Here is a 24888-nt window from a genome sequence, read left to right as displayed (position 1 = left end):
CATTCCCGCAGGCAGGCCACCCTGAACAACCAGAACACGCCTCCCAGCGGCGCTGGGAGGCGTGTCGTCTGGGTGGGGTCAGTTGATGAGCTCTGTGACGATTCCGGCGAGGAGGGTGACGTGCTCCTTCATCACCGAGAAGTGGTCTCCGGTCAGCCGGTGGACGTCCACATCGGACGCCAGTTGCCGCCAGCGGGCGACGTACTGGGTGAAGCTCTGCTCGCTGTCGACGACCTCGTGTTCGCCGGCGGCCAGTTCGTCGCTGGCGATCAGGTGCAGCGTGCCGGGGTACGGGTGGTGCTCGTAGGAGAGCATCATCTCCATCACCTCGGCCCACATCCGGGCGGCGGGCAGCCACATCTCACCGGCGCCGTGCTCCGGGAGGGTGATGCCGTGGTCGCCGACCACGTCGTCGACCAGGTGTTCCAGCAGGGCAAGGGTTTCCGCGCGCAGCACGGTGGTGTCCTCGTCCGGGGCCGCGGCGGCGAGCGCCTCCAGGTGCCCGACGCACTTGCGGATCAGCCCGAACTCGTCCCACAGGTGCTTCTTCTCGCGGGCGTCCAGCGCCGGGTCGAGCAGGATGAACGTGACGTCCTCGCCCTCGGCGGTCAGCTGGTGCGCCATCTCGCTGGCCACCCCGCTGCCGCCGCACCAGCTGAAGATCCGGTACGGCCCCTGCGGCACGGCCTCCCGCAGCTCGGTCACGTACCGGGCCGCCATGTCCGATGTGGACGGAACGTCGCCTTGCAGGCCGGGCCACTCGAACGCGACGACCGGCAGGTCCGGGTCGAGGTGCGCGGCCAGCCGCTGGTACCAGTGCGCGCTGCCGCCGCCGGGGTGCACGCACACCAGCGGCACCTGCGAACCGCTGTGGTTGAGCCAGAGCAAGGCCTTGGTCGGCAGGTCACCGGTGTCGATCGCCTCGGCGAGCGCGGAAACGGTGCGGTGCTCCAGGAACGACCGCACGGTGACCGAGATCCCGTGCCGTTCCCGCAGCAGGGCGACGATCCGCAGGATCATCAGGGAATGCCCGCCGAGCGCGAAGAAGTCGTCGTGCCGGCTGACCCGGGGCAGGCCGAACACCTCGGCCCAGATGTCCGCCACGGCCCGTTCGGCCGGGGTCCGCGGCGGGACGAACTCCCGGGTCGTGGTCACGGCCGAGGGCAACGGCAATGCGGCCCGGTCGACCTTGGCGTTGCTGTTCATCGGCAACGCGTCCAGCCGCACCCACGCCGTCGGCACCAGGAAGTCCGGCACCCGGCGGCGGAGCAACTCGCCTAGCTGTGCAAGGTCCTCCGGCCCGTCCTCCGCCAGCACCACGTACCCGACAAGCTGTTTCACACCATCGACACCAGGATGCGCCGCGGCCGCGGCCACGCGGACCGACGGCAGCTCGGAGATCGCCGCCTCCACCTCACCGAGCTCGACCCGGTGCCCGCGGATCTTGACCTGGTGGTCCTGGCGGCCGATGTAGTGCATCGTGCCATCCGGGTCCTGCCGCACGATGTCGCCGGTGCGGTACAGCCGGGAACCGGGCTCGCCCAGGGGATCCGGCACGAACTTCTCCGCTGTGAGGTCCGGCCGCCCCTGGTAACCGCGCACCACACCCGGCCCGCCGAGCAGCAGTTCGCCCGGAACACCGAACGGGACTGGGTTCAGTGACGAGTCGACGATCCGGACATAGGTGTGCGAGATGGGCAGGCCGATCGGGATCGAGTTGTTCGCCTCGGGCAACGAGATGAACGGATGCGCGACCGCGAACGTCGTGCCCTCGGTCGGACCATAGCCGTTGCCCACGGGGACACCGTGTTCGAGTGCGGTGCGGACGTGGGGCGGGGAGAGAGCCTCGCCGCCGACGAGCAACTGCTTGACACCGGCCAACGACGACGGCTTGACGTCCACCATCGCGTTGAACAGCCCAGAAGTCAGCCACAGCACGGTCACTCCGTGCCGCCGCAGCACCTCCTCCAGGTCGGTGGCGGTCGGCGTGCCCGGCGGGCACACGGCGAGCTTGCCGCCCTTGCACAGCGCGCCCCACATCTCGAACGTCGACACGTCGAACGCCAACGCGCTGAGCAGCAACAGGACCTGCTCGGAGTCGAGGACCGTGTAGTTCGGGTCGTTCACCAGGCGCACCACCCCGCGGTGCGGCACCAGCACGCCCTTCGGCCGGCCGGTCGAGCCCGAAGTGTAGGTGATGTACGCCAGGTTGTCCGGCGACAAAGCCACCTCAGGCGCGGTCACCGGCTGGTCAGCGAACGCCGACCACTCCGGGTCCAGTTCCATGGTAGTAAGCCCGGAGAAGCGGTGGACGTGTTCGGGCTGGGTCAGCATGATCCGGGCACCGGAGTCGTCCACAATGTACTGGATGCGGCCGTCCGGGTACTTCGGGTCCAGCGGCAGGTACGCGCCGCCCGCCTTCATCACACCCAGGAACGCGACCACCACGTCGATCCCGCGATCCATGCAGACCGCGACCGGAGTATCCGGCCCCACTCCCTGTGCCCGCAACACCCACGCGAGCTGGTTCGCGCGCAGCTCGACCTCGCGGTAGGTCAGGCCCGCGTCGCCGCACTCGATCGCGACCTTGTCCGGCCGCTGAGCAACCTGGTCGGCGAACATGTCGGTCAAGCACACCTCGGGCAGCGCGGAGAACGTCTCCGCGGGCCTGGTCAGGCGGTCGGCGGCGGTCGAGGTCAGGTCGACCGGACCGTCGACGATCATCGCCGACAGCACCTGGAGGTAGGTCGCCGCCAGGTCTTCGAGCCGCTCACGGGTCGCCCACCCGGCCCGGCATTCCAGCCGCAGCTCGCCGGGGAAGGTCACCACGTTGAGGGTGAACTCGTTGGGGCTGTCGTCGGTGATCGTGCCGAAGACCTCGGCCTGCTCGTCGAGGACGTGGAAGTCCAGGTACGAGAAGATCACGCTGATCAACGGCTCGCCCTGGCCCCATTCCCGTTGCATGGCGGGCAACGGGTAACGGCGGTGCGGCCACAACGCCAGCTCCTCGGCGAACACGGCCCGCAGCAGCTCGCTCCAGCTGGAAGCGTTGAGGTCCACGGCGAACGGCAAGGTGTTGAGGTGCATGCCGATCACCTCGTCGCCGCGCAGCAGCTCGGCCCGACCGTTGCAGACCAGGCCGCTGAAGAACCGCCGCTGACCGGTGACCACGCCGAGCATCGCCAGGTGAGCGGTGTGCAGCACGGTCTTGAGCGAGGTCTTGGTCCGTGCCACCAGGTCACGCAGGCCGGGTTCCAGGTGCCGCCAGGACACCCGCAGTTCCTCGACCTTGCCATACCCGGGCGGCGCGGTGTCCGCGGGCAGGGTGACCCGGTCGAAGCCGCGGACACGCTCCCGCCAGAACTCATAGTCTACAGTGGACGCCAGAGACTTCTTCTCCAGCGCCACGAAGTCGGCGTACCTGGCTGCGAGCGGGCTGGGCAGCCGGTCGGTGTGACCGTCGCGGACCGCCCGGTAGGCCTCCTGCAGCTCGCTGATCACCGAGTGGTGGCTCCAGCCGTCGAGGATGGCGTGGCACTCGGTGTGGGTCAGCGTCCATTCGGTGTCGCCGGTCTGGTGCACGTGCCACCGCAGCTGCGGCGCTTCGGCGACGTCCAGCGGTGTGGATTGCATGACGTGCCGGTATTCCGCGATCACGGTTTCCTGTTCGCCGGCGGGAAGGCCGCGCAGGTCGTCGTACCCGATGTCGGCGATGACGTTCTCGTGGACCAGTTGCAGCGGCTCGGAGTAGCCGGACAGGTCGAACGAGGTGCGCAGGATCTCGTGCTTGTCGATCAGCAGCTGCCCCGCTTCCCGCAGGGCCGCGAGCGAGAACTCCCCGTCGTCGGCGATCTGGAAGCTGGTGACGTTCTGGTAGGCCGGATGCTGGGTGTCGGCGAGCATCTCGTAGACCATGCCGACCTGTACCTGACCCATCGGGTAGGCGTCGGCGAGGCCCTCCGGGAGGCGGTCGCGGTCGGCGGGCGTGAGCTGCTCGAATCGTCCAATGAGGACATCGCGCACGGTGGCCGACCGCCCGGCCAGCTCGGCCAGGTCGGCGGTGGTCTGGTACGAGAAGATGTCCTGCACGGACAGGTCGAACCCGGCCGCGCGCAGGGTACCGATCGCGCGGATGGCCCGGATCGAGTCGCCGCCCAGGTCGAAGAACCGGTCGTGCACACCGACTTTGTCCACCCCAAGGGCCGCAGTGAACGCCTCGGCGACGGCCTGCTCGATCTCCGTGCGCGGGGCGACGAACTCAGTGACCGAGGACGTGCGGCTGCGGTCGGGCGCGGGCAGGGCCTTGCGGTCGGTCTTGCCGCTCGTGGTCAATGGCAGTTCGTCGAGCACGACCCAGTGGCTCGGGATCATCACCTCCGGCAACCGGTCCCGCAGAAACGCCGTCGCCGCAGCCACATCCGCGTCGCCCACCAGGTATCCGACGAGCTGACCGTCGTGCACCGCGACAGCGCCCGGGGCCACTTCGCCGAGCACGGCCTCGATCTCGCCGAGCTCGATCCGGTGGCCGCGGATCTTGACCTGGTGGTCCAGCCGGCCGAGGTAGTCGATACTGCCGTCGGGCAGGAACCGGGCCAGATCACCGGTTCGGTACAGCCGTCCACCGGTGCCGAACGGGTCCGGCACGAACTTCTCGGCGGTCAGCGCGGGCCGGTTGAGGTAGCCGCGGGCCAGCTGGACGCCGCCGAGCAGCAACTCCCCCGGCACGCCGACGCCGACCGGCCGGAGGTGGTCGTCGAGGATGTACGTCTGGGTGTTGGCGATGGGGGTGCCGATCGTGACCGGAGTACCCGGCTGGCATTGGGTTGCGGTGACGTCGACGGCCGCTTCTGTTGGGCCATAAAGATTGTGCAGCTCGCAACCGATCCGCTCGCCAACCGCGGTGACGAGATCCCCGGGCAGTGCCTCGCCGCTGCAGATCATCCGGCGAATCGACGGCAGCTCACCGAACGGAGCGGTGAGGAAGGCTCGCAGCATCGACGGGACGAAGTGCAGGGTGGTGATCCGCTCGGTGGCGATCACGTCGGCCAGGTAGTCCGGGTCGCGGTGACCACCGGGACGCGCCAGCACGAGGGTGGCGCCGGTGAGCAGCGGCCAGAAGAACTCCCACACCGAAACGTCGAAGCTGTACGGGGTCTTCTGCAGCACACGGTCGGTGTCATCCAGCCCGTACGCGTCCTGCATCCAGCGCAGCCGGTTGACGATCGAGCGGTGCGAGACCACAACACCCTTGGGCCGTCCGGTCGAGCCCGAGGTGTAGATCACGTACGCCGGATGGTCCGGATCAAGAGCGGTGACGGGGTTCTGGGTCAACCCGTTGTCCGGGAAGGACGGTCCGGTCTCGGTGAGCACCAACGTGACACCGGCGTTGTCGCACATGTACTCGAGGCGGTCGGCCGGGTAGTCCGGGTCGAGCGGCAGATAGGCGCCGCCCGCCTTCAGGATGGCCAGCAGCGACACCACGAGGTCGATCCCGCGCTCCCGGCGGACGCCGACGATCGACTCCGGGCCGACGCCCGCGCCGATCAGGTGGTGCGCCAACTGGTTCGCTTGTGCGTTCAGCTCGGCGTAGGACAGGGTGCCGCCTTCGAAGCTGACCGCGGGTGCGTCCGGGGTGCGGGCCACCTGCTCGGCGAACAGCCCGGACAGCGTCCCGGTCGGGTAGCCGACGGCGGTGTCGTTCCACCAGTACAGCTCTTGCAACTGCTCCGTGGGCAGCGACGACACCTGGCTGACCGGGATGTCCGGTGTGGCCGCGATCCCGTTGACCAGCTCGACGAACTGAGCGGCGAACCGCTCCACAGTGGACTGGTCGAACAGCGCGGTGGCGTAGTTCACCGCACCCGCCAGGGATCCGTCGGCCCGTTCGGTGACGGCGAGGGTCAGATCGACCTTGGCGTCACTCTCCTGCACCGGCACCGGCCGGGTGGGCAGGCCGCCGAAGGTCAGGTTCCCCGTTCCGGCGTTCTCCCACAGGAACATCGTCGAGAACAGCGGCGTGCGGGACGGGTCGCGTTCCGCGCCAAGCTCGTCCACCAGCCGTTCGAACGGCAGCTCCTGGTGGCCGTAGGCGTCCAGCGCGGTGTGCTTGACCCGACGCAGGACCTCGGTGAACGACGGATCCCCAGACAGATCCGTGCGCAGCACCAGCGTGTTGAGGAACACGCCGATCAGGTCCTGTACCTCCGTCCGGTCGCGACCCGCGACCGGAGTGCCGACCGTGACGTCGTTCTGCCTGCTGTGCCGGGAAAGCAGGATCTTGTACGCGGCAAGCAAGGTCATGAACGGGGTGGCGCCGGCCTGCCGGGCGAGCCGGGTCAACGCTTGAGCCGTCCCGGCGGGGATCACGAACGGGACCTGGTCACCGGCGCTGTCCCGCACCGCGGGGCGCGGCCGGTCGGTGGGCAGGTCCACTGGCGCCGCCCCGGCGAGTTGCGAACGCCAGTAGCTGAGCTGCTCATCCAGCTTGGCGCCCAACAGGTGGTCCCGCTGCCATGCCGCGAAGTCCGCATACTGCACGGGCAACGGCTCCAGCGTGGCCGGTTTCCCAGCCAGCGCGGCGGTGTAGAGCTGGTCGAGTTCCTGCCAGAGCACCTGCTCGGACCGCTCGTCGAAGGCGATGTGATGTACGGTCAGCACGAGCGCGTGCTCGTCCTCGCCGAGCTTGGCGAGAGTGGCCGTGATGACCCGCCCGTTCTCCAGGTCGACCGGACGTCGGTCGGTGGACATCCAGCCGGCCAGCGTCGTGTCCTGCTCCGCCGGGGACAGCTGCGTCAGGTCCACTTCGGACAGCGCGGCCGGTCCGGGCGAGTCGATCACCTGCACGGGTTCGTCGTCGATCACCGCGTACCGGGTGCGCAGGATCTCGTGGCGGGCGACGAGACCGTCCAGGGCCAGGCGCAGCGCCCCGCTGTCGAGCGAACCGGTGAGCCGCAGTCCCGTGCTGATCAGGTACTCGGTGCCGCCCGGCCGCAGCTGGTCGAGGATCCACAGCCGCCGCTGGGCGAACGACAGCCCGGTCGGCTCGTCCCGGGAGACCCGGCCGATCCTGTTGTCCCGCACCGGGACCGCGGCACCGCTCAGCCGCCGCTTCAGCAACTCCGCGCGCAAGGCAGCGCGGTCCAGCGTTCCAGTCATCCCACACCTTCCCGGGCAAGCAGCTCGCGCATCTCGGCCTCGGACATGTCGTCGATCTCCGCCGTGAGGAAGTCGGTCGTCACGGCGGCGAGGTCCGCCACGGTGGTCGCCTCGAACAGGCACCGCAGCGGGAGCTCGGCCGCGAACGTCTCGCGCAGCCGCGCCAGGACCCGGGTCGCCAGCAGCGAGTGCCCGCCGAGTCCGAAGAAGTCGTCGTGCACGCCGACCCGGTCCACCCCGAGCACGTCGGCCCAGATCCCGGCGATGATCTCCTCCGCCGGGTCCCGCGGGGCCACGTACTCCTTGGCACCGTCCAATTGCGACGGAGTCAGCTCAGGCAGGGCCGCGCGGTCGACCTTCTTGCTGGGTGACAACGGCAGCGCCGGAACGGTCGCCCACGCCGAGGGGATCATGTACTCCGGCAGCAGTTCCCGTAGGTGAGCACGCAGCTCGGTGATGTCCGGCTCGGTGTCGCGGTCCCATTCGAGGTACGCGATGAGCCGCTTGTCGCCGGGTGCGACCTCCTTGGCCACCACCGCTGCCGCGGGCACCGCGGGGTGTTTCGCCAGTGCGGCCTCGATCTCGGGCAGCTCGATGCGGAACCCGCGGATCTTGACCTGGTGGTCCAGCCGGCCGAGGAAGTCGACCGTGCCGTCCGGCCGGTAGCGCACGAGGTCGCCGGTGCGGTAGAGCCGCGCTCCCGGTTCGGGTCCGTACGGGTCGGGCACGAACCGCTCGGCCGTCAGCTCGGGCCGGTCGTAGTAGCCACGCGCCAAACGAATCCCGCCGATGCACAGCTCGCCAGGCACACCAACCGGAACTGGCCGCAGCTGGTTGTCCAGCACGTGTACCCGAGTGCCCGCTACCGGTCGTCCGATGTGGAGGGTGGCCGTGCCGCGCTCGCCCGCCAGGTCACTGGTGACCGGGTTGAGCATGCAGGTGATGGTCGCCTCGGTCGGCCCGTAGTTGCACAGGAACCGGCCGGGGTGCCCGGTCGCGGCCCAGCGCTGGGCGTCGGACACGGTGACCACGTCGGCGCCGACGTTCATCAGCTTCATCCCGGCCAGCTTGTCCACATCGGACTCGAGCATCTCCCGGTAGTAGGCCGGGGTGATCTCCATGACCGTGACCTTGTGGTGGGCCAGCTTGGCCGGCAGCTCCCCCGGCGTCCAGAACACCGGGTCGCTCACCACGAGCGTGCCGCCGTTGGACAACGTGACCGCGATCTGGTCCATGGCCAGGTCGAAGGTCAACGCGGACAACAGGATCACGCGCTCCCCCGGTCCGATGCCGTAGTAGTCGGCGATAACCCGGCAGTGGTGCGCGTAGGACCGGTGGGAGATCATCACGCCCTTGGGCCGGCCGGTCGACCCCGAGGTGTAGATGATGTAGGCGAGGTTGCCGGGCCGGACGACCGGTTCCGGGTTGGTGGACGGTGTGTCCCAGTCATCGACCACGAGCACGCGTCGGCCGGTACCGAACCGGTCGGCGAACTTCCGGGACGTCACAACGGTGTGCGCCTTGGCGTCGTCGATCATGTAGCCGAGGCGCTCCGCCGGGTGCTCGGGGTCGAACGGCACGTACACGCCGCCCGCCTTGAGCACCGCCAGCAGCACCACGACCGGTTCGACACCGCGCTCCAGGCAGGACCCGACGATGGTCTCCGGCCCGATCCCGGTCGCCCGCAGGTGGTGCGCGAGGCGGTTGGCGCGGGCGTTGAGGTCCGCGAAGGTGATCTCCTGGTCCTGGAAGACCAGCGCGATCGCGTCCGGGGTCTCGGCCACCTGGCGTTCGAACAGCTCCGGCACGGTCAGGTGCCGCTCGGCGGGGATGTCGAGCTCGTCCAGCCGGGCCGCGTCCGGGTTCGGCCACTGGCCGAGGATGGCGTCGCGTTCGGCCGCCGGCAACAGGTCCAGCTCGGTGATCCGGGCCTTCGGGTCGGCGGCGATGCTTTCCAGCAGCCGGACGTAGTGCGCGCCGAGGCGTTCGATGGTGGCGCGGTCGAACAACGCGGTCGAGTACTCGAACCAGCAGCGCAGCACCCCGTCGGTGCGTTCCTTCACTGTCAGCGTGAGGTCGAACTTCGCCACCGGCTCGCCGCTGCCCAGCCCGGTCGCGTCGCACCCGGCGAGCGTCGTGGGCAGGACCCCGGCCATGTGCTGGACCTCGAACATGATCTGGAACAACGGGTTGCGGGACAGGTCCCGGCCGGGCTGCAACGCGTCGACCAGGTGCTCGAACGGCACGTCCTGGTGGGCGAACGCGTCCAATGCGGTGCGCCGCACGCGGTCGACCAACTCGGTGAACGACGGGTCGCCGGTCAGGTCGGTGCGCATGACGAGGTTGTTGATGAAGAACCCGATCAGGTCCTCGGTCTCCGGCCGGGTGCGTCCGGCGACCGGCGTGCCGACCGCGATGTCGCTGCGGCCGGTGTAGCGGCCGAGCAACGTGCTGAACGCGGCGAGCAGGACCATGAACGAGGTCGCGCCCGTGCGGTTGCCCAGTTCACGCAGAGCGTCGCCGACCGCGGCCGGGACTTCGACCACGAGCGTGTCGCCGTGTGGGTCACGTTCCGCGGGGCGCGGCCGGTCGGTGGTCAGCTCGACCGGGGAGAGGCCGGCAAGCCGCTCACGCCAGTAGTCGAGTTGCTGCCTGAGGGCGCTTTCCTGGTTGCGTTGCCATGCCGAGAAGTCCGCGTACTGAACCCCCAGCGGCTCACTGGTGTCGCCCAGCTCGTAGGCAACGTTCAGTTCGCGCAGGAAGATCCCCATCGACCAGGCGTCGAACGCGATGTGGTGCAGGGTGATCGCCACGAGGTGATCTTCGGGTCCGATGTGGACGACCGTGACCCGCAGCGGGTGTTCGTTGGCCAGTGAGAACGGCCGTGCGTTGGCCGCGTCGATGATCGCGGTGGCCCGTGCTTCGGCATCGGCGGCGCCGGTCAGGTCCGCCTCTTCAAAGGCCACCGGGCTGGGTGGGTCGACGACCTGGACCGGTGTTCCGCTTTCGCTTTCGTACCGCGTCCGCAGTATCTCGTGCCGAGCGGAGACGAGGTCGACGGCACGCCTCAGCGCCGGCGTGTCCAGCGGGCCCGTGAGGCGGAAGGCCAGCGGGATCAGGTACTCCGCGCTGCCGGGTTCGAGCTGGTCGAGGAACCACAGGCGTTGCTGGCCGAACGACGTCGGCAGAGCGCCTTCGCGCGGCACGGGGACGATGTCGGCGGTCTCGTCCGGGCCGTTGGCCGCGTCGACCAGGGCGGCGACCCGCTCCACGGTCCGCCCGTCGAACAGGTCCGCGGCGGTCACCTCCAGGCCGAACGTCCGGCGCAACCGGTGGGCGAGCCGGATGGCGAGCAGCGAGTGCCCGCCGAGGGCGAAGAAGTCGTCGAACGCGCCGACCTGGTCGATGCCGATCAGCTCGGCCATGATCGCGGCGACGGCCCGCTCGGTCTCGGTCCGCGGGGCGACCTGCCCGGGGTCCTCCTCGCGAACCTGACCGTCCGGATCGGGCAGCTGCGAGCGGTCCACCTTCCCGTTGGGCAGCAACGGGAAGGACTCCAGCTCGACCAGGGCCGACGGGATCATCGCGGCCGGCAGCCTGGTTTCGAGGTAGTCACGCAGGTCCGGGGCGGAACCCACGATGTAGCCGACGAGTTCGAGGTCGCCGGTTGCCGACCGGTGCGGGGTGACCACGGCGGCGTCGATCCCCGGGTGCGTCCGCAGCACGGCCTCGACCTCACCGGGCTCGACCCGCACGCCACGGACCTTGACCTGAGCGTCCAGCCGGCCGATGAACTCCAGCGTGCCATCGGCCCGCCATCGGGCCAGGTCACCGGTGCGGTACCAGCGCTCGCCCGGCTCGCCGAACAGGTGCGGGGTGAACCGGTCCGCCGTCAGGTCTCCCCTGCCGAGGTACCCGCGGGCGAGCCCGACACCGGCGACGCACAGCTCGCCGGGCACACCGACGGGCGCAAGCCGATCGTCACTGTCCACAATGAACACCTGGAGGCCGGGCAGCGGGGTGCCGATCGACACGATGTTGTCCGTGTCGCCGCGGTGGTAGTGCCAGGCGGTCGCGTCGATCGAGCATTCGGTGGGGCCATAAGTGTTGTACAGCTCCACATCGACGACGCCGAGCAGCTGCTCGCACATGGCGCTCGGCAGTGGCTCACCGGCTGAGCACACGAGCCGCAAGTCCCGGCAGGCGGCCAAACCGGGCTCGTTGACGACCATCTGCAGGACCGACGGCACCAACTGAAGCACGGTGACCGCGTGGTCGGCGACCGCGCGGACCATGACGGCCGGGTCGCGGTGGGCACCCTCGGGCGCCATGACCACTGCCCCGCCGGACACGAGAGGCGCCAGGAACTCCCACATCGACGCGTCGAACCCGATGGTCGTCTTCTGCAACACCCGATCGCCGCTGGTCATCTGGTACTGGTTGACCGACCACAGCACGCGGTTGCGGATCCCGCCGTGGGTGACCACAACGCCCTTGGGGCGCCCGGTCGACCCGGACGTGTACATGACGTAGGCCGCGTGGGACGGGTTGATCGTGACCGCACCTGGAGTACCATCGATGATCTCCTCGTCGAGGGCGATCGTGATACTCCCCTCGGACAACCGATCCCGCAGCGCCGCCTGGGTCAGGATCAAGTCGACACCGGCGTCGGCGAGCATGAACTGCAACCGGTCCGCCGGAAGGTCGGGCGACAGCGGAACGTAAACACCGCCGGCACTCAACGTGGCCAACAGCGCCACCACCAGGTCGGTTCCACGGTGCAGGGCCACACCGACCGGCGTCTCCGGGGTGACACCCTTGTTCTGCAGGAACCCAGTCAGCGCGTCCACCTTGGACAGCAGCTCGGCGTAGGTGAGCGTCGAATCGCCGGAGACAACGGCGACCGCGTCCGGTGTGGACAGTGCCTGGCTACGGAACAGCTGGGGCAGGGTCTGATCAGGGGTGTTCGCGGCCGAAGGGTTCCAGCCAAGGAGCTGGTCGCGTTCGGCCTCGGTGACCGTCGGCAACCCGCTCAGGGCAGCCCCGGGCGCGGCGGCGACGCCGGTCAACAGGCCCAAGAAGTTCGCGCTCATCCGCTCGATCCGGGCGCGATCGAACAGCGCCGTGGGGAACAGCAACCGGCCATTCCACGAACCGTCGGCGTTCTCGGCCATGTGCAACGTGAGGTCCACGGTCGCGCTCATCGTGCCGACCGGAACCCGCTCGACGGCCAGGCCCGGCAGGCTGAGCGGCTCCCCCTCGCCGTTGTGCACGACGAACGCCGCCTGGAACAACGGGTTGCGGGACGAGTCTCGGTCCGGGACGAGTTCGGCGACCAGGCGCTGGAACGGCACGTCGGTGCGCTCGAACGCGTCCAGGGTCGTCTCGCGAGTGCGGGCAAGCAGTTCGGCGAACGTGGGGTCGCCCGCCAGGTCGGTCCGCAGGACCACGGTAGCGAGCAACGGACCGGCCAGCTGCTCCAGTTCCACCAGAGTGCGGCCGTCCATCGAAGTGCCGACCCCGATGTCACGGCGACCCGAATAACGGCTCAGCAGCACGTTGAACGCGGCCAGGAACACCATGAACGGCGTGGCGCCCGAAGCTCGGCCGATGGCCACCAATTCATTCGCCAGGGATGCGGGCACGACGAACGAGACGGTGTCGCCGTCCGGGTCCCACATGGCCGGGCGGGACCGGTCCGTGGGCAGCTCCAGCGGCGCGAGGCCGGTCAGCTTCGAGCGCCAGTAGCCGAACTGCCCGGTCAGTGCTTCGTCCGGCTCGGCCCAGCGATCCCGCTGCCACCCGGCGAAGTCCGCGTACTGAATCGGCAACGGCTCCAACGGCGACAGCTCACCGGCCGCGAAGGCCGTGTAGAGCCGGCGAAGCTCCGCGGCCACAATCCCCAGCGAGGCGTTGTCGAAAGCGATGTGGTGCACGACGATCAGCAGGACAGCTTCGTCGGGCGCGACCTTGATCAGCGTGAGCCGCCAGGGTGAGCCGCTGAGGTCGATCGGCGTGTCCGCTTCGGCCGCGCCGATCTCGCGCACGCGCTGCTCGGCGTCGCCCTCGCTGACGTCGATGACGTTCAGGGCGACGGGTGCGGGTGGGTCGACGACTTGGAACGGCCGTCCGTCAACCGTTTCGTAGTGCGTGCGCAGGACCTCGTGCCGGGCGGCGATCTCGGTCAGCGCGGCCGTCAGGGCGGCGGCATCCAGGGTGCCGCGCAGCCGGAACCCCCAGTGCAGCAGGTACTCCCTCGCCCCGGACCGCAGCTGGTCGAGGAACCACAGCTGTTCCTGCTCGAACGACAGCGGCAAGTGGCCGGTCTCCATCGAATCGCCTCCCGAGGCACAGAAAAGTGTGTTATGCGAACAGCTGCTCGCCGGACGGCAGGAAGCCCGGCAGCGACGCGCCCAGGCCCCGCGCCAGCGCCTCGCGCCGGACGAGGTCGGCCACGGCCAGGTCCAGGCAGCCCAGGCCGAACGGGGAGAACACGGTGAGCGTGTCCTCGTCGCGGACGTAAGGCTTGCCGGACACCAGAATTTCGCCGATCGAGGACGTGATGAAGTCGCGGTGACCGGTCTGCTGCTCGGCGAGGTGCAGCGAAGTGGCCGCGCGGCAGACATGGTCGGCGTCGTCGACGATGTTCACGCTGGACAGCACCGACTCCGCGGTGAGGTCCCGCAGGGACAGGTGCAGGACAAGGGTTCCCGGACGGCAGTACTCGGTGCCCAGGTGCGGGGTGCTCGCCGTGGTGGCCAGGCAGACCAGTTTGTGCGCGGTCAAGGCGTCCTCGGCCCGTTGGGCCACGTCGATCTTGAGCTCCGGCCACCTGGCCAGCGCCTTGTCCGCGAAGGACTCCGCCCGCGTGGCGTCCAGGTCGTACAGCGTGACGGTGTCGATCGACGGCAGCGCGGTCCGCAGGTAGGTCAGCACCTCGAAGTTGATCAGTCCACACCCGAGCAGGGTCACGCCGGTGTCCGGAGTGGACGATGACAGGGTCGCCGCCGCCAGGGCCGCGCCGGCCGCCGTGCGGCGGGCCGAGATGGCCGAGGCCTCCAGGAAGACCTCGGGGGCGCCGCTTTCCATGGAGTTCAGGATGATCGCCGCCGAGGCTCGGTCCAAGCCACGGGAAATGTTGCCAGGAAAGGAGGACACCCACTTCACGCCGGATACCGGGTGCTGGCCGCCCAGGTAGGCGGGCAGCGCGATGATCCGGTTGCGGTCGTCGTCCGGGAACCGCAGGAACACCGAGTGCGGCACCGCGGTCAGGCCCCGGGCGTGCAGCTCGTAGGCCGTCCGCACCGCGGTCAGCACGTCCTGCTGCGCGGTGTCCAGGACGGCACGAACCTCGCCGGCTCCCAGGATCAACATGATGCCGCCTCCATCTCGGGTTTCCGCCACAGGTGGGTCACATCGCCGAAGTGCGTCGTGACCCAGTCGTCGTCGTAGATCGTGTCCAGGTACCGCTCGCCGCGGTCGGGGAAGACCAACGCACACGTCGCCCCGGGCGGGATGTGGTCGCGCATGCTGTCCAGCGCCGCCACCACCGCACCCGACGACCCACCCGCGATGATCGCCTCGTGGGAGGCCAAGCGGCGGCAACCGACCACGGTGCCGAGGTCGTCGATGCGGATCACGATGTCGGCCAGTCCGTCGCGGTAGAGCTCCGGCCGGACCGAAGCGCCATGGCCGGGAATCAGCCTGCCGCCAACCGGTGGACCGAAAATGGCGCTGCCCAAGGCATCCACGGCCACGATGGTCACCGGCAGGTGGTGCGCGCGGATGTACTCCGCGCACCCCCGCAATGTGCCGCAGGAACTGGTCGCACAGAACAGGTAGTCCAGCCGCGGCAACGCGTCGATGATCTCCCGCACGGTGGTGCGGTGCGCACGTGGGTTGAGCGGGTTGGCGTACTGGTTGGGGCTGTAGGCGTGGTCCATGGTCGCGACCAGCTCACGGACCCGGCGTTTGCGCACCGGCAGGTACTCGCCGGTGGCCGGGTCGACGTCGGTGACCACCTCGACCTCCGCGCCGAACGCGCGCATGATCGCGATGTTCTGCCTGTTGGTCCTCGGATCCACGACGCAGATGAACCGGATGCCATGGTAGCCACAGACTTGGGCCAGGCCGATGCCCAGGTTGCCCGAGCTGGACTCGACAACGACCGACCGGCCGGGCACAAGCCGCCCGTCGAGGATCCGGTCGCGTAACATCTCCAGCGCGGACCGGTCCTTGATGCTGCCGCCGGGATTGTGCGACTCCAGCTTGGCGAATGTCTTGAATGGACTGTGCGGGTCGAGCCTCGCCAGCTCGACGATCGGTGTCGCCCCAATGGTGGCGAGCACACCCGACACGGGGAGGTCCTCAATGGTCATAGAGCTTGCTCCTCGGCTGCCGGCCGCTCGGGAATGTGCGCTCCCCCAGCCTTGCGCGCGAAACCACTGTGGCGCAGAGAAGAACGTTCAGAATCACCGGCAAACCGTTCTGCTGGAAGTTCTCTCGCCGCGACCCTGCCGGAGAGCGCAGTCTTGCGCTATGGACACGACCACGTCGGTTCGACTGAAACCATTACCGGTGCCGGACAATGAGCCGGCGCTCCCCTACGTCATCTCGGCGGCCACAGCCGGGACCTCGCCGACCGAGTTCCTCGCCGAAGCCAGGGATTCGGTGCGCCGGCTGCTGCGCCAGCACGGTGCGGTTCTGTTGCGCGGCTTCGAGACCGGTGGCGTCGACGGGTTCGACCGCGTGGTGCGGGCGGTCTCCGGCGAGCCCCTGACGTACGCGGAACGGTCATCGCCGCGCAGCACCATCAAGGGCCAGGTCTACACCTCGACGGACTACCCGCCGAGCGAGGAGATCTTCCTGCACAACGAGAACTCCTACCAGGCGAAGTGGCCGCTGACGCTGTTCTTCTACTGCATCACGCCGCCGGACACGCAGGGCTCGACCCCGTTGGCGGACACGCGCCGGATCCTGCGGTCCATCGATCCGGCCGTGCGTCGGGAGTTCGCCGAGCGCGGCTGGACCGTGGTGCGCAACTTCACTGACGGCTTCGGTGTTCCGTGGCAGCAGGCGTTCAACACCGAGGACCGCGGTGAGGTCGCCGCTTATTGCGCCCGCAACGGCGTGGAGGTGGAATGGGTCGGCCGCAACGGGTTGCGCACCACCGCGCGGCGCAAGGCCGTGCACACCCACCCGGTCACCGGCGAGGAGGTCTGGTTCAACCACCTCACCTTCTGGCATGTGACCACGCTGGCCGAGGAGGTCTGCGAGGGCCTGCGGGAGATGTTCGAAGAGAAGGACCTGCCAACCAATACGTACTACGGTGATGGCGAGCGGGTTGCGGACGAGATCATCGCGCACCTGCGCGACTGCTACCGGGCCGCGTGGCGCCGGTTCGACTGGCAGCGTGACGATGTGCTTGTTGTGGACAACATGCTGTCGGCGCACGCCCGCGAACCGTTCACCGGACCGCGCAAAATCGCTGTTGCCATGGCCGAACCTTCGGCATAGGTTGAAGACCCGGGCGGCAGGTACCCCCAGCTGCCGCCCACCATAGCGAAGGCCCTGGACCACTTTCCGGTCCAGGGCCTTCGCCCATGTCGTGGTCAGGACTCGTCGACCGCGACGAACCGCAGCTCCGAGGTGTAGCGCTCGCCTTCCCCATCGGTGAGCCAGGTCTGTTCCGGCGTGGGAAGCATCTCGGTCACCGTCAGCTGCGCTTCCGGGTCCTTTCTGGACAGCCGCCGGATCGCTTTCGCCAGGATGTTGACGTACAACGGGCTGTCGAAGTCCACGAAGAACGGCCGCGGCTCGGTCGGCGAGACCACGAACACGAACCGCGGCAGGCCGGCCTCCTCACGCCACCACCGGGCCCGGACGAACCGCCGGGCCTCGTTCTTCTCCTCGGCGAACGCCAGCCCGCTTCCGGTGAAGCGCCAGGATTCCCGTGAGATGACCATGCGGTCCACGGTGATCCTCGGTGAGTGATCGGAATCCGATGGCAGCGTGAACATGTCCATCACGAGCGTGGTCAACACATGCGAGAACACATCCACGACCGGAAACTCTGCCCCATCGGGCAGGATTGCCTGCAATTCCCCGTTCCTGGACTCGACCGTCACGTCCGCACTGAGGACCGTCCTCGGCCGCGCCGGGTCGGCCGTATGGTCAACGAGGGCAACGTAGTAGTCCTCCGGGCGCACCAGCATCTGCCGGACCCGGATGGACAGCCTGGATCGGTGTTCCTTGGCCAGTAACGGAAGCAACCGCGGTCCAGGGTGGTCTTCGGTCGTCGCTCGCAGCATCTCGCCGGAGTCGGGGTGCTGGGTGATGTACAGCGACGCGCCCAGGGTGTTCGTGGCCACGTGCAACTCACCCAGGACGAGGTCCCCGGTGTCGGAGATGAGCACGTCCGGGCTGAAGTAGCGAGAGGCGTTCCAGCCCGCGTCCGGCGCGGCGAACACGGTCTCCACCGCGTCCCGGATGTCCTTTGCGGACACCCGCACCCGGGAACCTGCCAGCGGCGGCAGCACCTCGCGCCATTTCCGCCAGAACTCCTCCTGGACCTCGGCCGCGATCGTCTTCGTGTCACCGTGCAGGACGGGCATACACGCGAACCAGAACGTGGCCAGGTCGACCGGCTCCGTATGCAGCTTCTCGACCCGTGCCATCACCCGCTGCGCGATCGTGGACGTCAGCCACTTCGCCGCGGTCAGGAGCAGTTCGAGCGGTGCCAACGATTCCAGCACATCCGCGCCCAACCGTGCTTCGGCGCAACGGCGGCTGTCGGAGTACACCAACGCCCGGCACGGCGCGGTGTTGTCGCCTTTCTCCCGGACCGCGGCCTCGTCGGTCAGCTCGACGAACCGCGACTCCAGCGCCTCCAGCGCCGACACCAGCTCATCCGGCCCCTGAGCGGCCGCGACACTGTCTCGCCCCCGCTCCAGCACCTCCAGCAGCTCCAGCGCCCTGCCGCCCGGTGCCTCGATGGAGGCGAACCACCGGCGCAGCCACAGCTCCGGCCGCGCGTCCGCCGGGACTTCCAGCTTCCACACCACGATCCGCCGCCGGACCAGTTCATCCAGCGCCTCAACCGGGCCCACATCCCGCGCAGGCCGGACACCGTCACACCGTTTCAGCACCGCGACCAGGTCAGGCGCCAGCTCCTGCGGCGGACGGCCCGGCAGCGTCATCGAATCGCCGTCCACGCGGACAAACGGCACCCGCCGAGGCGCGATCCACGGCCGCAGCACCGGATCCTCGTTCACCAGCTTGGCCACCGCGTCTATGGCCCAGCTGGCGAAGAACACCTCGGAGGAGGCGACCAGACCCGTGCCCGAGTCCACCGACACACCGTTGGCCGACAGGTCCCATCGGCCCCAGCCCACCGGGCCGAAGAAGCCGATCGTGTCGTTCTTGGCGCAGAACCGTTGCCAGTAGTGCGCGATCAGGTCCTCGCGTTGCCGGTGCGAGCTCGACCGGCCCGCGGCCGGCGTCCACTTGGCGAACGGGATGACCGCGCGGCCGAGCACCGGCCGGTTCTGCCAGGCCACCGCCTCGCGGAACGCGGGCAGTGCCGCGATCCGTTGCAGCTCCTCGACCGACGAGGACACCGCCGAGGCGAACAAATCCTCGAACTCCTGCCACTCCGGGCCTTTCTGGATCTGCCTTGGACTGTCCACATCGAACTTGTCGGCCGCCGCGGCCAGGCCGCTGGGCGCCAGCCGCAGTACCCCGTCGGCCGGGAATCCCGGTCCGCGCAAGGCGAACCGGGACCACAGCCGCCAGGTGTCCCCGAGGCGCACGGGTGTGTCGTCGGGCATGACGGGCTCCTAGAAGTCGGTCTCCACGACGGCCGCGAGGTCGGCCGGGGACGGGTAGGCGAACACCAGCGCGACCGGGACCTCGACGTCCAGGGTGCTCTGCAGCCGGGCGGTGATCTGGAACGCGGCCAGCGAGTCGCCGCCGGCCTCGAAGAAGTCGCTCGCGGTGTCGAGCGACTCGTCGTTGAGGGTCTCCCGGTAGATCGTGGCGATCAGCTCCGGAATGTCCACTGTGGTCGTCATACTCGCTCCCTCTCCTTGTGTTGCCGCATAACCGCGGCCAATGCCTCAGGCGTGTTGCCGCCGGACACGATCACCACCGCACGCCCGCGGAACCCACCCGCCAGCGCACCCGCCAACGCGACCGCGCCGCTCGGTTCCGCGGCCACTCCGGCCCGGCGCAATACCTCGAGCGCGTGGGTGATGGCATCGTCGGTGACACCAATGAGATCGTCGACCCTGCGCCGGATGATCGGCCACGGGACCTCGCCGGGCCGTTGTCCGCGCAGACCGTCGGCGATGGTCGACGACGGTGGCAACTGGACCGGCATGCCTGCCTCCAGCGACACGGCATACCGGCGGGCGCACATCGGCTCCACACCGACGACCCGCGCCGAGGCCGGCGCGGCCAGACATACGCCCGCCAGCAGACCGCCTCCGCCCGTCGGCACGAACACGGTCGTGGCGTCCGGGGCGTCCTCGAACACCTCAAGCCCGACAGTCCCGGCTCCGGCGACCACCAACTCGTGGTCCGACGACGGCACGACGGCAGCACCGGTTCGCGAGGCGATCTCGCGGACCCGGCGTTCGCGTTCGGCCACACCACCGTCCACATGCACCACTCGGGCGCCGAGCGACCGGATCACCCGTTCCTTGGCCGCGCTGGCGCTCGCGGCCATTACGACGGTCACTCCCGCTCCCATCGCCGCCACTGCCATGCCGTGGTTCCCGGACGAACCCGTCACGACCTCCGCAGCGTTGAGCCCGAGCATCGCGTTCGCCGCGCCGCGGATCTTGAACGACCCGCTGTGCTGCAGGTGCTCGGCCTTGAGCAGCACCTGCGAGTCCAGAGCCAGCAACGGAGTCCGGTGCACGCGGCCCGCGATCCGTTCCGCGGCAGCGTGGACGTCCGCGGCGCCCAGCTGGGTCTCGGCGGTGGTCATCGGTCGTCGGCGGCGAGCGCACGGCGGTCCGCCTTGCCGCTGGTCGTGGTGGGTACCCGGTCGATCCGCTCGAACCGCCGGGGCATCATGTACGGCGGCAGCGTGGCCGCCAGGTGCGCCCGCAGGGCCGCGTCCGTGACGTTCGCCAGATCGCCGGAGACGTGGGCGACGAGGTAGGTGCGGCCGCGGTCGTCGGTGCCCGTCGTGACCACTGCGCCCGTGACGGCCGCGTGTGTCAGCATGGCGCCCTCGATCTCGGCCGGGTCCACCCGGTAGCCGCGGATCTTGATCTGCCGGTCGGTGCGGCCCAGGTACTCCAGGGTCCCGTGGGCACGGCGACGCGCGAGGTCACCGGTCCGGTACATTCGCGAACCGGGCTCACCGAACGGGTCCGGCACGAACCGCTCCGCGGTCAGCGCGGGCCGCCCGGCATATCCCCGCGCCACGCCGAGCCCGCCGATCCAGACCTCGCCGACATCGCCGTCAGCCACCGGCTGCGCGCCGGCGTCGAGCAGGTGGACGACGACCCCGTCGATCGGGGTGCCGATCAGGTCCGCGGTGGTGTCCGGCAACGGCGGCACGACGAACCGGGTCGAGGTCATCGTGGCCTCGGTCGGCCCGTACTGGTTGACCAGCCGGCCCGGGATGCGGTCCCGGCCACCGGACGCGAGGAACGGCCGCAGCGACTCCCCGCTCGACACCGTCAGCCGCAGTGGCGGGATGTCGTGCTGGGCCAGGAAAGTCAGGAACGTCGGGGTGGCGCTGAGGATGGTGGTCACGCCGTACTCCCGTACAGCGTCGATGAACTCCCCCGCCCGCAACAGCGTTGACCGCGGCACCAGGATCAGCCGACCACCGGCGGCAAGAGGTGCGAACGTGTCCCGGATCGAGGCGTCGTAGCCGAGCGGGGCCAGCTGAAGCACCACCGTGTCCGGTCCGAGGCCGTAGTCCCGCACGATGAACCGCAGGTAGTTGGTCAGGCCGCGGTGCTCGATCAGGACCGCGTTCGGCATGCCGGTGGAGCCGGAGGTGTGGCTGACATAGGCCAGCGAACCCGGCGTCACCGACGGTAGCATAGCGTCCACATCGGACTCGTCGAGGTGCACGGTGGGTCCGTCGATGGGCAGGTCGAGCTGACCCGCCAGCGTCGGAGTGCTGACCAGGAACCGAGCCTGCGCGCTGCTGACCATGGCCGCCAGGCGCGGACCGGGCAGCTCGACATCGAGGGTGAGGAACGCACCGCCGGCCCGCAGCACGGCTGCCATCGCGATGACGGCGTCCGGGCCACGGTCGACGGCGACCGCACAGACCCGCTCCACCCCGGCGCCGCGCGCGACGAGCACGCGGGCCAGCCGGTCGATCCGGGCGTCGAGTTCCCCATACGTGAGAACCGTGTCCGGGGTGACGATCGCGGCGGCTTCGGGCCGGGCCGCCGCGTGTGCCCGGATGTCGTCGAGAAACGTTGTCATAGAACGTCCTTCTCGACAGCGGTTTGGTCGACCGCGATGAACCGCAGCTCGGAGGTGTAGCGCCGGCCTTGGTCGTCGGTGAGCCACGCGTGCTCGGGTGTCGGCAGCATCTCGGTGACGCTGAACCGCGCCGCCGGGTCCTTGCGGGCCAGCCGGCGGACGGCCTTGGCGAAGATGTTCACGTACACCGGGCTGTCGAAGTCCACGAAGAACGGCCGGGGCTCGGTCGGCGACACGACGAACACGAACCGCGGCAGCCCCAGCTCCTCCTGCCACCAGCGCGCCTTGACGAACCGCCGGGCCTCGCTCTTCTCGTCCACAAAGGACAGCTTGGATGCTGTGATCCGCCAGGACTCCCGGGCCACGACCATCTTGTCGATGGTCACCCGCGGTGCGTGGTCGGCGTCCGCGCGGATGGAGAACCGGTCCATCACCCGGTTGGTCAGCGCGTTGCAGAACACGTCGAGCAGGTCGAACTCGGTCCCGTCCGGCAGCACGAGGACGAGCTTGCCGTCGCGGTCCTCCACCGGGACGTCGGCGGCGGCCACGTTGCGGGGGCGGCGGGGGTCGCCGGTGTGGTCGATGTTGCCGACGAAGTAGTCCTCGTCCCGGATCAGCGCCGGGCGGCTGCGGGCGGACCAGCGCGGCGGCTGTTCCTTGGGCAGCATCGGCATCACGCGGGCGCGCGGGAAGTCCTTGCCGGTCTCGGCGATCAGCGAGTCGATGTCCGGGTGCTGCATGACGAACAGGGCGGCGCCGATGGTGTTCATCGCGATGTGCATCTCGCCAAGCACCAGCTCGAAGTCGCCGCGGTCCACCGCCGCCAGGTCGTCGGCGCAGATCAGCACGTCCGGGCTGACGTATCGGGCGATGTTCCAGTTCTGGCCGGGCTCGTCGAACAGGTCCTTGACCTTGTCGGCGATGTCGGCCGAGGCGAGCTGGACCCGGCGGGTGCCGGGCGGCGCGTCGATGATCGTGGCCCAGCGGGCCCGCAGCTCGTCCTGGATCGCGGCGATCTCGGTGCCGGCCTGTGGGTGCGGCACCGGGACGCACGCGAACCAGAGGGAGCCTATGTCGACGCGGCCGCGTTCCTCGCGGAGCCGGTCGTAGGTCTGACGGATGTGCGCGCCGACCCGTTCCGTCACGCGGTTGAGCATCCACCGGGCGGCGGTGAGGAACAGGGCGAGCGGGCCCAGCTCGTCGTGGATGGCCGTGCCGATCGTCGCCGTGGCCGAGCGGCGGGTGTCGGAGTACAGCAGCGACCGGCAGGGTGCGACGCGGGCACCCTTCGCCCTGGTGGCGGACGTGTCGGTGAGCGCGGCGAAGTCGGTCTCCAGCGCGCCGAGCGCCTCGGCCAGCGCGTCCGAGTCCATGCCCGCGTCCTTCACCCGGTCGCGGGCGTTCTCGATGACCGCGACCTTGGCCAGGGCACGGTCGCGCACCTCGATGTCCGGGATGCGTTCCATGGCGGTCCGCAGCCACTGCTCGGGTCGTGCGGTGATGGGGACCTCGATGCGGCGCAGGATCAGGCGGCGCTTCTGCAGCGATGCCAGGATCTCCTCGACCTCGGCGGTCGTGAGACCCGCCTCAGCGGCGATCTCCGCGGCCGTGCGGATGCCATTGCACAGGTCGAACACCCGGCCGTCGGCGGCCGCGATCTCCTGCGGCGGCCGGCCCGGCATCGCCACGGTGCCATCGACGTGACGGACATAGGACAGGCGGCGCGGCGGGATCCACGGCAGGACGGCGGGATCGGTCTCGATCGCCTTGGCCACGCCGTCGATCGCCCAGCTGGAGAAGTACACCTCGGAGGCGGCGATCAGACCCTCGCCGGGGTCGACCGTGACACCCCGCGACTCCAGGTCCCAGCTGCCCCAGCCGACCGGGCCGAAGAACCCGATGGTGTCGTTCTTGACGCAGAACCGCTGCCAGTAGTGCGCGACCAGTTCCTCACGCTGGCGCGGCATGCTGGTGCGCCCGGCCACGCTGGGGGTCCAGGACAGGAACGGGGCGATGCCGGAGCTCAGGATCTGCCGGTTCTGCCAGGCCAGCGCCGCCCGGAAGGCGGGCTGGGCCGCGATCCGTTGCAGCTCTTCGGCGGTGGCGACGGCCGCCTCGCCGAACTGTTCTTCGAACCCGGTCCAGTCCGCGCCGGACAGCTCACTGTCCACATCGAACTTGTCCGCGGCCTCGGCCAGCCCGCCCGGCGCCAGCGCGAGCACGCCGGCCGCCGGGAATCCCGGGCCCCGTAAGGCGAACTGGTCCCACAGCCGCCACCCGCCGGGCAGCACGACGTTCTCGGACATACCGGGTCCCTCGTTTCTCAGGTCTGTTCGGGTATCAGGCCGGGGTCTCGCCGACGCACCATTCCAGGACGGCCCGCGCGCTGTGGTACTTGTTCTCCGCCTGGCTGAAGGCGATGCTCTTCGGGCCGTCCAGCACCGCCGCGGTCACTTCCTCGCCGCGGTGGGCGGGCAGGTCGTGCATGAACACCGCGCCCGGGCAGGCCGCCATGACGGCCTCATTCACCTGGAAGGGCGCGAACACCGTGCGCCAGTCCGGCGTCGGTTTGGTCGTTCCCGTTGTCTGCCAACGGGTTGTGTACACGATGTCGACCCGGGGCAGGTCGTCCATGTCGTGCCGCTGCTCGACGACCGCGCCGCTGCGCTTGGCGGACACCTCGGCGCGGTCGATGAAGGTCTGCTCCACGCCATAGCCGGGCGGGGTGCGCAGGTACAGCTCGGTGTGGGCGTAGCGGGACAGCGCGAGCGTCAGCGCGGAGGCGGTGTTGTTGCCCTCCCCCACGTACAGCACGCGCACGCCCTCGACCCCGCCGAAGTGCCGGGTGATCGTGGTCAGGTCGGCCAGCGCCTGGGTCGGGTGCTCCGCCGCGCTCATAGCGTTGACGACCGACATGCGGCTCTGGTTGGCGTAGGCCCTCAGTTCCGCCTCGGGCCCGCTGGTCCGGGCCACGAGCACATCGATCATGCGGGACAGCACCGCGGCGGTGTCCTCGACGGACTCGCCGGTGTTCTCCTGCAGATCGCCAGGGCCGTACGTGATCAACCTGGCGCCCAGGCGAAGCGCGCCCGCGGAGAACGCGGTCCGGGTGCGGGTGGAGGTCTTGCGGAACAGCACGCCGACGATCGTCTCGGCCAGCGGGCGCGCGTCCTCGGCCGCGCCGGCCGAGAACCGCGTGCCCCGCTGGACGATCTGGTACAGGTCGTCGTCGGTGAGGTCGTCGATCGAGATCAGGTGGCGCCGCTCGGGCAT

General features: G+C 69.5%; 11 protein-coding genes. 1 reads left to right on the top strand and 10 read right to left on the bottom strand.

Going from position 1 to position 24888, the window contains the following annotated elements:
- Positions 1-78: 78 nt before the first annotated feature.
- The 4 genes from AB0J95_RS12910 to sbnA are packed head-to-tail and all read right to left on the bottom strand — an operon-like array spanning position 79 to position 15533.
- Positions 79-7155 carry an amino acid adenylation domain-containing protein gene (locus AB0J95_RS12910; RefSeq protein WP_364756507.1) on the bottom strand — a complete coding sequence of 2359 codons (7077 nt, stop codon included), beginning with the start codon at positions 7153-7155 and terminating at the stop codon, positions 79-81.
- Positions 7152-13487: an amino acid adenylation domain-containing protein gene (locus AB0J95_RS12905; RefSeq protein WP_364756504.1), complete on the bottom strand. Its 6336-nt coding sequence runs from the start codon at positions 13485-13487 to the stop codon at positions 7152-7154. The genes AB0J95_RS12910 and AB0J95_RS12905 overlap by 4 nt, the downstream gene beginning before the upstream one ends.
- A 31-nt stretch (positions 13488-13518) precedes the next feature.
- On the bottom strand, positions 13519-14529 hold the full coding sequence (gene sbnB / locus AB0J95_RS12900) for a 2,3-diaminopropionate biosynthesis protein SbnB (protein WP_364756501.1): 1011 nt from the start codon (positions 14527-14529) through the stop codon (positions 13519-13521).
- Complete coding sequence (sbnA, locus tag AB0J95_RS12895) at positions 14523-15533, bottom strand: 2,3-diaminopropionate biosynthesis protein SbnA (RefSeq protein ID WP_364756498.1); 1011 nt, start codon at positions 15531-15533, stop codon at positions 14523-14525. The genes sbnB and sbnA overlap by 7 nt, the downstream gene beginning before the upstream one ends.
- 199 nt (positions 15534-15732) lie before the next feature.
- On the opposite strand from sbnA, the gene AB0J95_RS12890 reads away from it, so the two are divergent.
- Positions 15733-16671, top strand: a complete 939-nt coding sequence (locus AB0J95_RS12890) for a TauD/TfdA family dioxygenase (RefSeq protein ID WP_364756495.1) — start codon at positions 15733-15735, stop codon at positions 16669-16671.
- A 95-nt stretch (positions 16672-16766) separates the two neighbouring features.
- On the opposite strand, the gene AB0J95_RS12885 is transcribed toward AB0J95_RS12890, so the two are convergent.
- The 6 genes from AB0J95_RS12885 to AB0J95_RS12860 are packed head-to-tail and all read right to left on the bottom strand — an operon-like array spanning position 16767 to position 24888.
- Entirely contained in the window at positions 16767-18983 is a 2217-nt protein-coding gene (locus AB0J95_RS12885; protein ID WP_364756493.1) for a lantibiotic dehydratase, read from the bottom strand.
- Positions 18984-18992: 9 nt separating this feature from the next.
- Positions 18993-19226 carry a phosphopantetheine-binding protein gene (locus AB0J95_RS12880; protein WP_364756490.1) on the bottom strand — a complete coding sequence of 78 codons (234 nt, stop codon included), beginning with the start codon at positions 19224-19226 and terminating at the stop codon, positions 18993-18995.
- Positions 19223-20146, bottom strand: a complete 924-nt coding sequence (locus tag AB0J95_RS12875; protein ID WP_364756488.1) for a pyridoxal-phosphate dependent enzyme — start codon at positions 20144-20146, stop codon at positions 19223-19225. The genes AB0J95_RS12880 and AB0J95_RS12875 overlap by 4 nt, the downstream gene beginning before the upstream one ends.
- Positions 20143-21615 (bottom strand): amino acid adenylation domain-containing protein, encoded by a 1473-nt coding sequence (locus AB0J95_RS12870; protein ID WP_364756485.1) that lies wholly within the window; start codon positions 21613-21615, stop codon positions 20143-20145. The genes AB0J95_RS12875 and AB0J95_RS12870 overlap by 4 nt, the downstream gene beginning before the upstream one ends.
- On the bottom strand, positions 21612-23921 hold the full coding sequence (locus tag AB0J95_RS12865) for a lantibiotic dehydratase (RefSeq protein ID WP_364756482.1): 2310 nt from the start codon (positions 23919-23921) through the stop codon (positions 21612-21614). Before AB0J95_RS12865 ends, AB0J95_RS12870 begins: the two co-directional genes overlap by 4 nt.
- 34 nt (positions 23922-23955) lie before the next feature.
- A complete protein-coding gene (locus AB0J95_RS12860) occupies positions 23956-24888 on the bottom strand; it encodes an ornithine carbamoyltransferase (protein WP_364756479.1) in 933 nt (310 codons plus the stop codon).

The sequence above is a fragment of the Actinocrispum sp. NPDC049592 genome (assembly GCF_040675465.1).
Lineage (GTDB): Bacteria > Actinomycetota > Actinomycetes > Mycobacteriales > Pseudonocardiaceae > Kibdelosporangium.
This window is presented reverse-complemented; position numbering and strand designations above follow the sequence as displayed.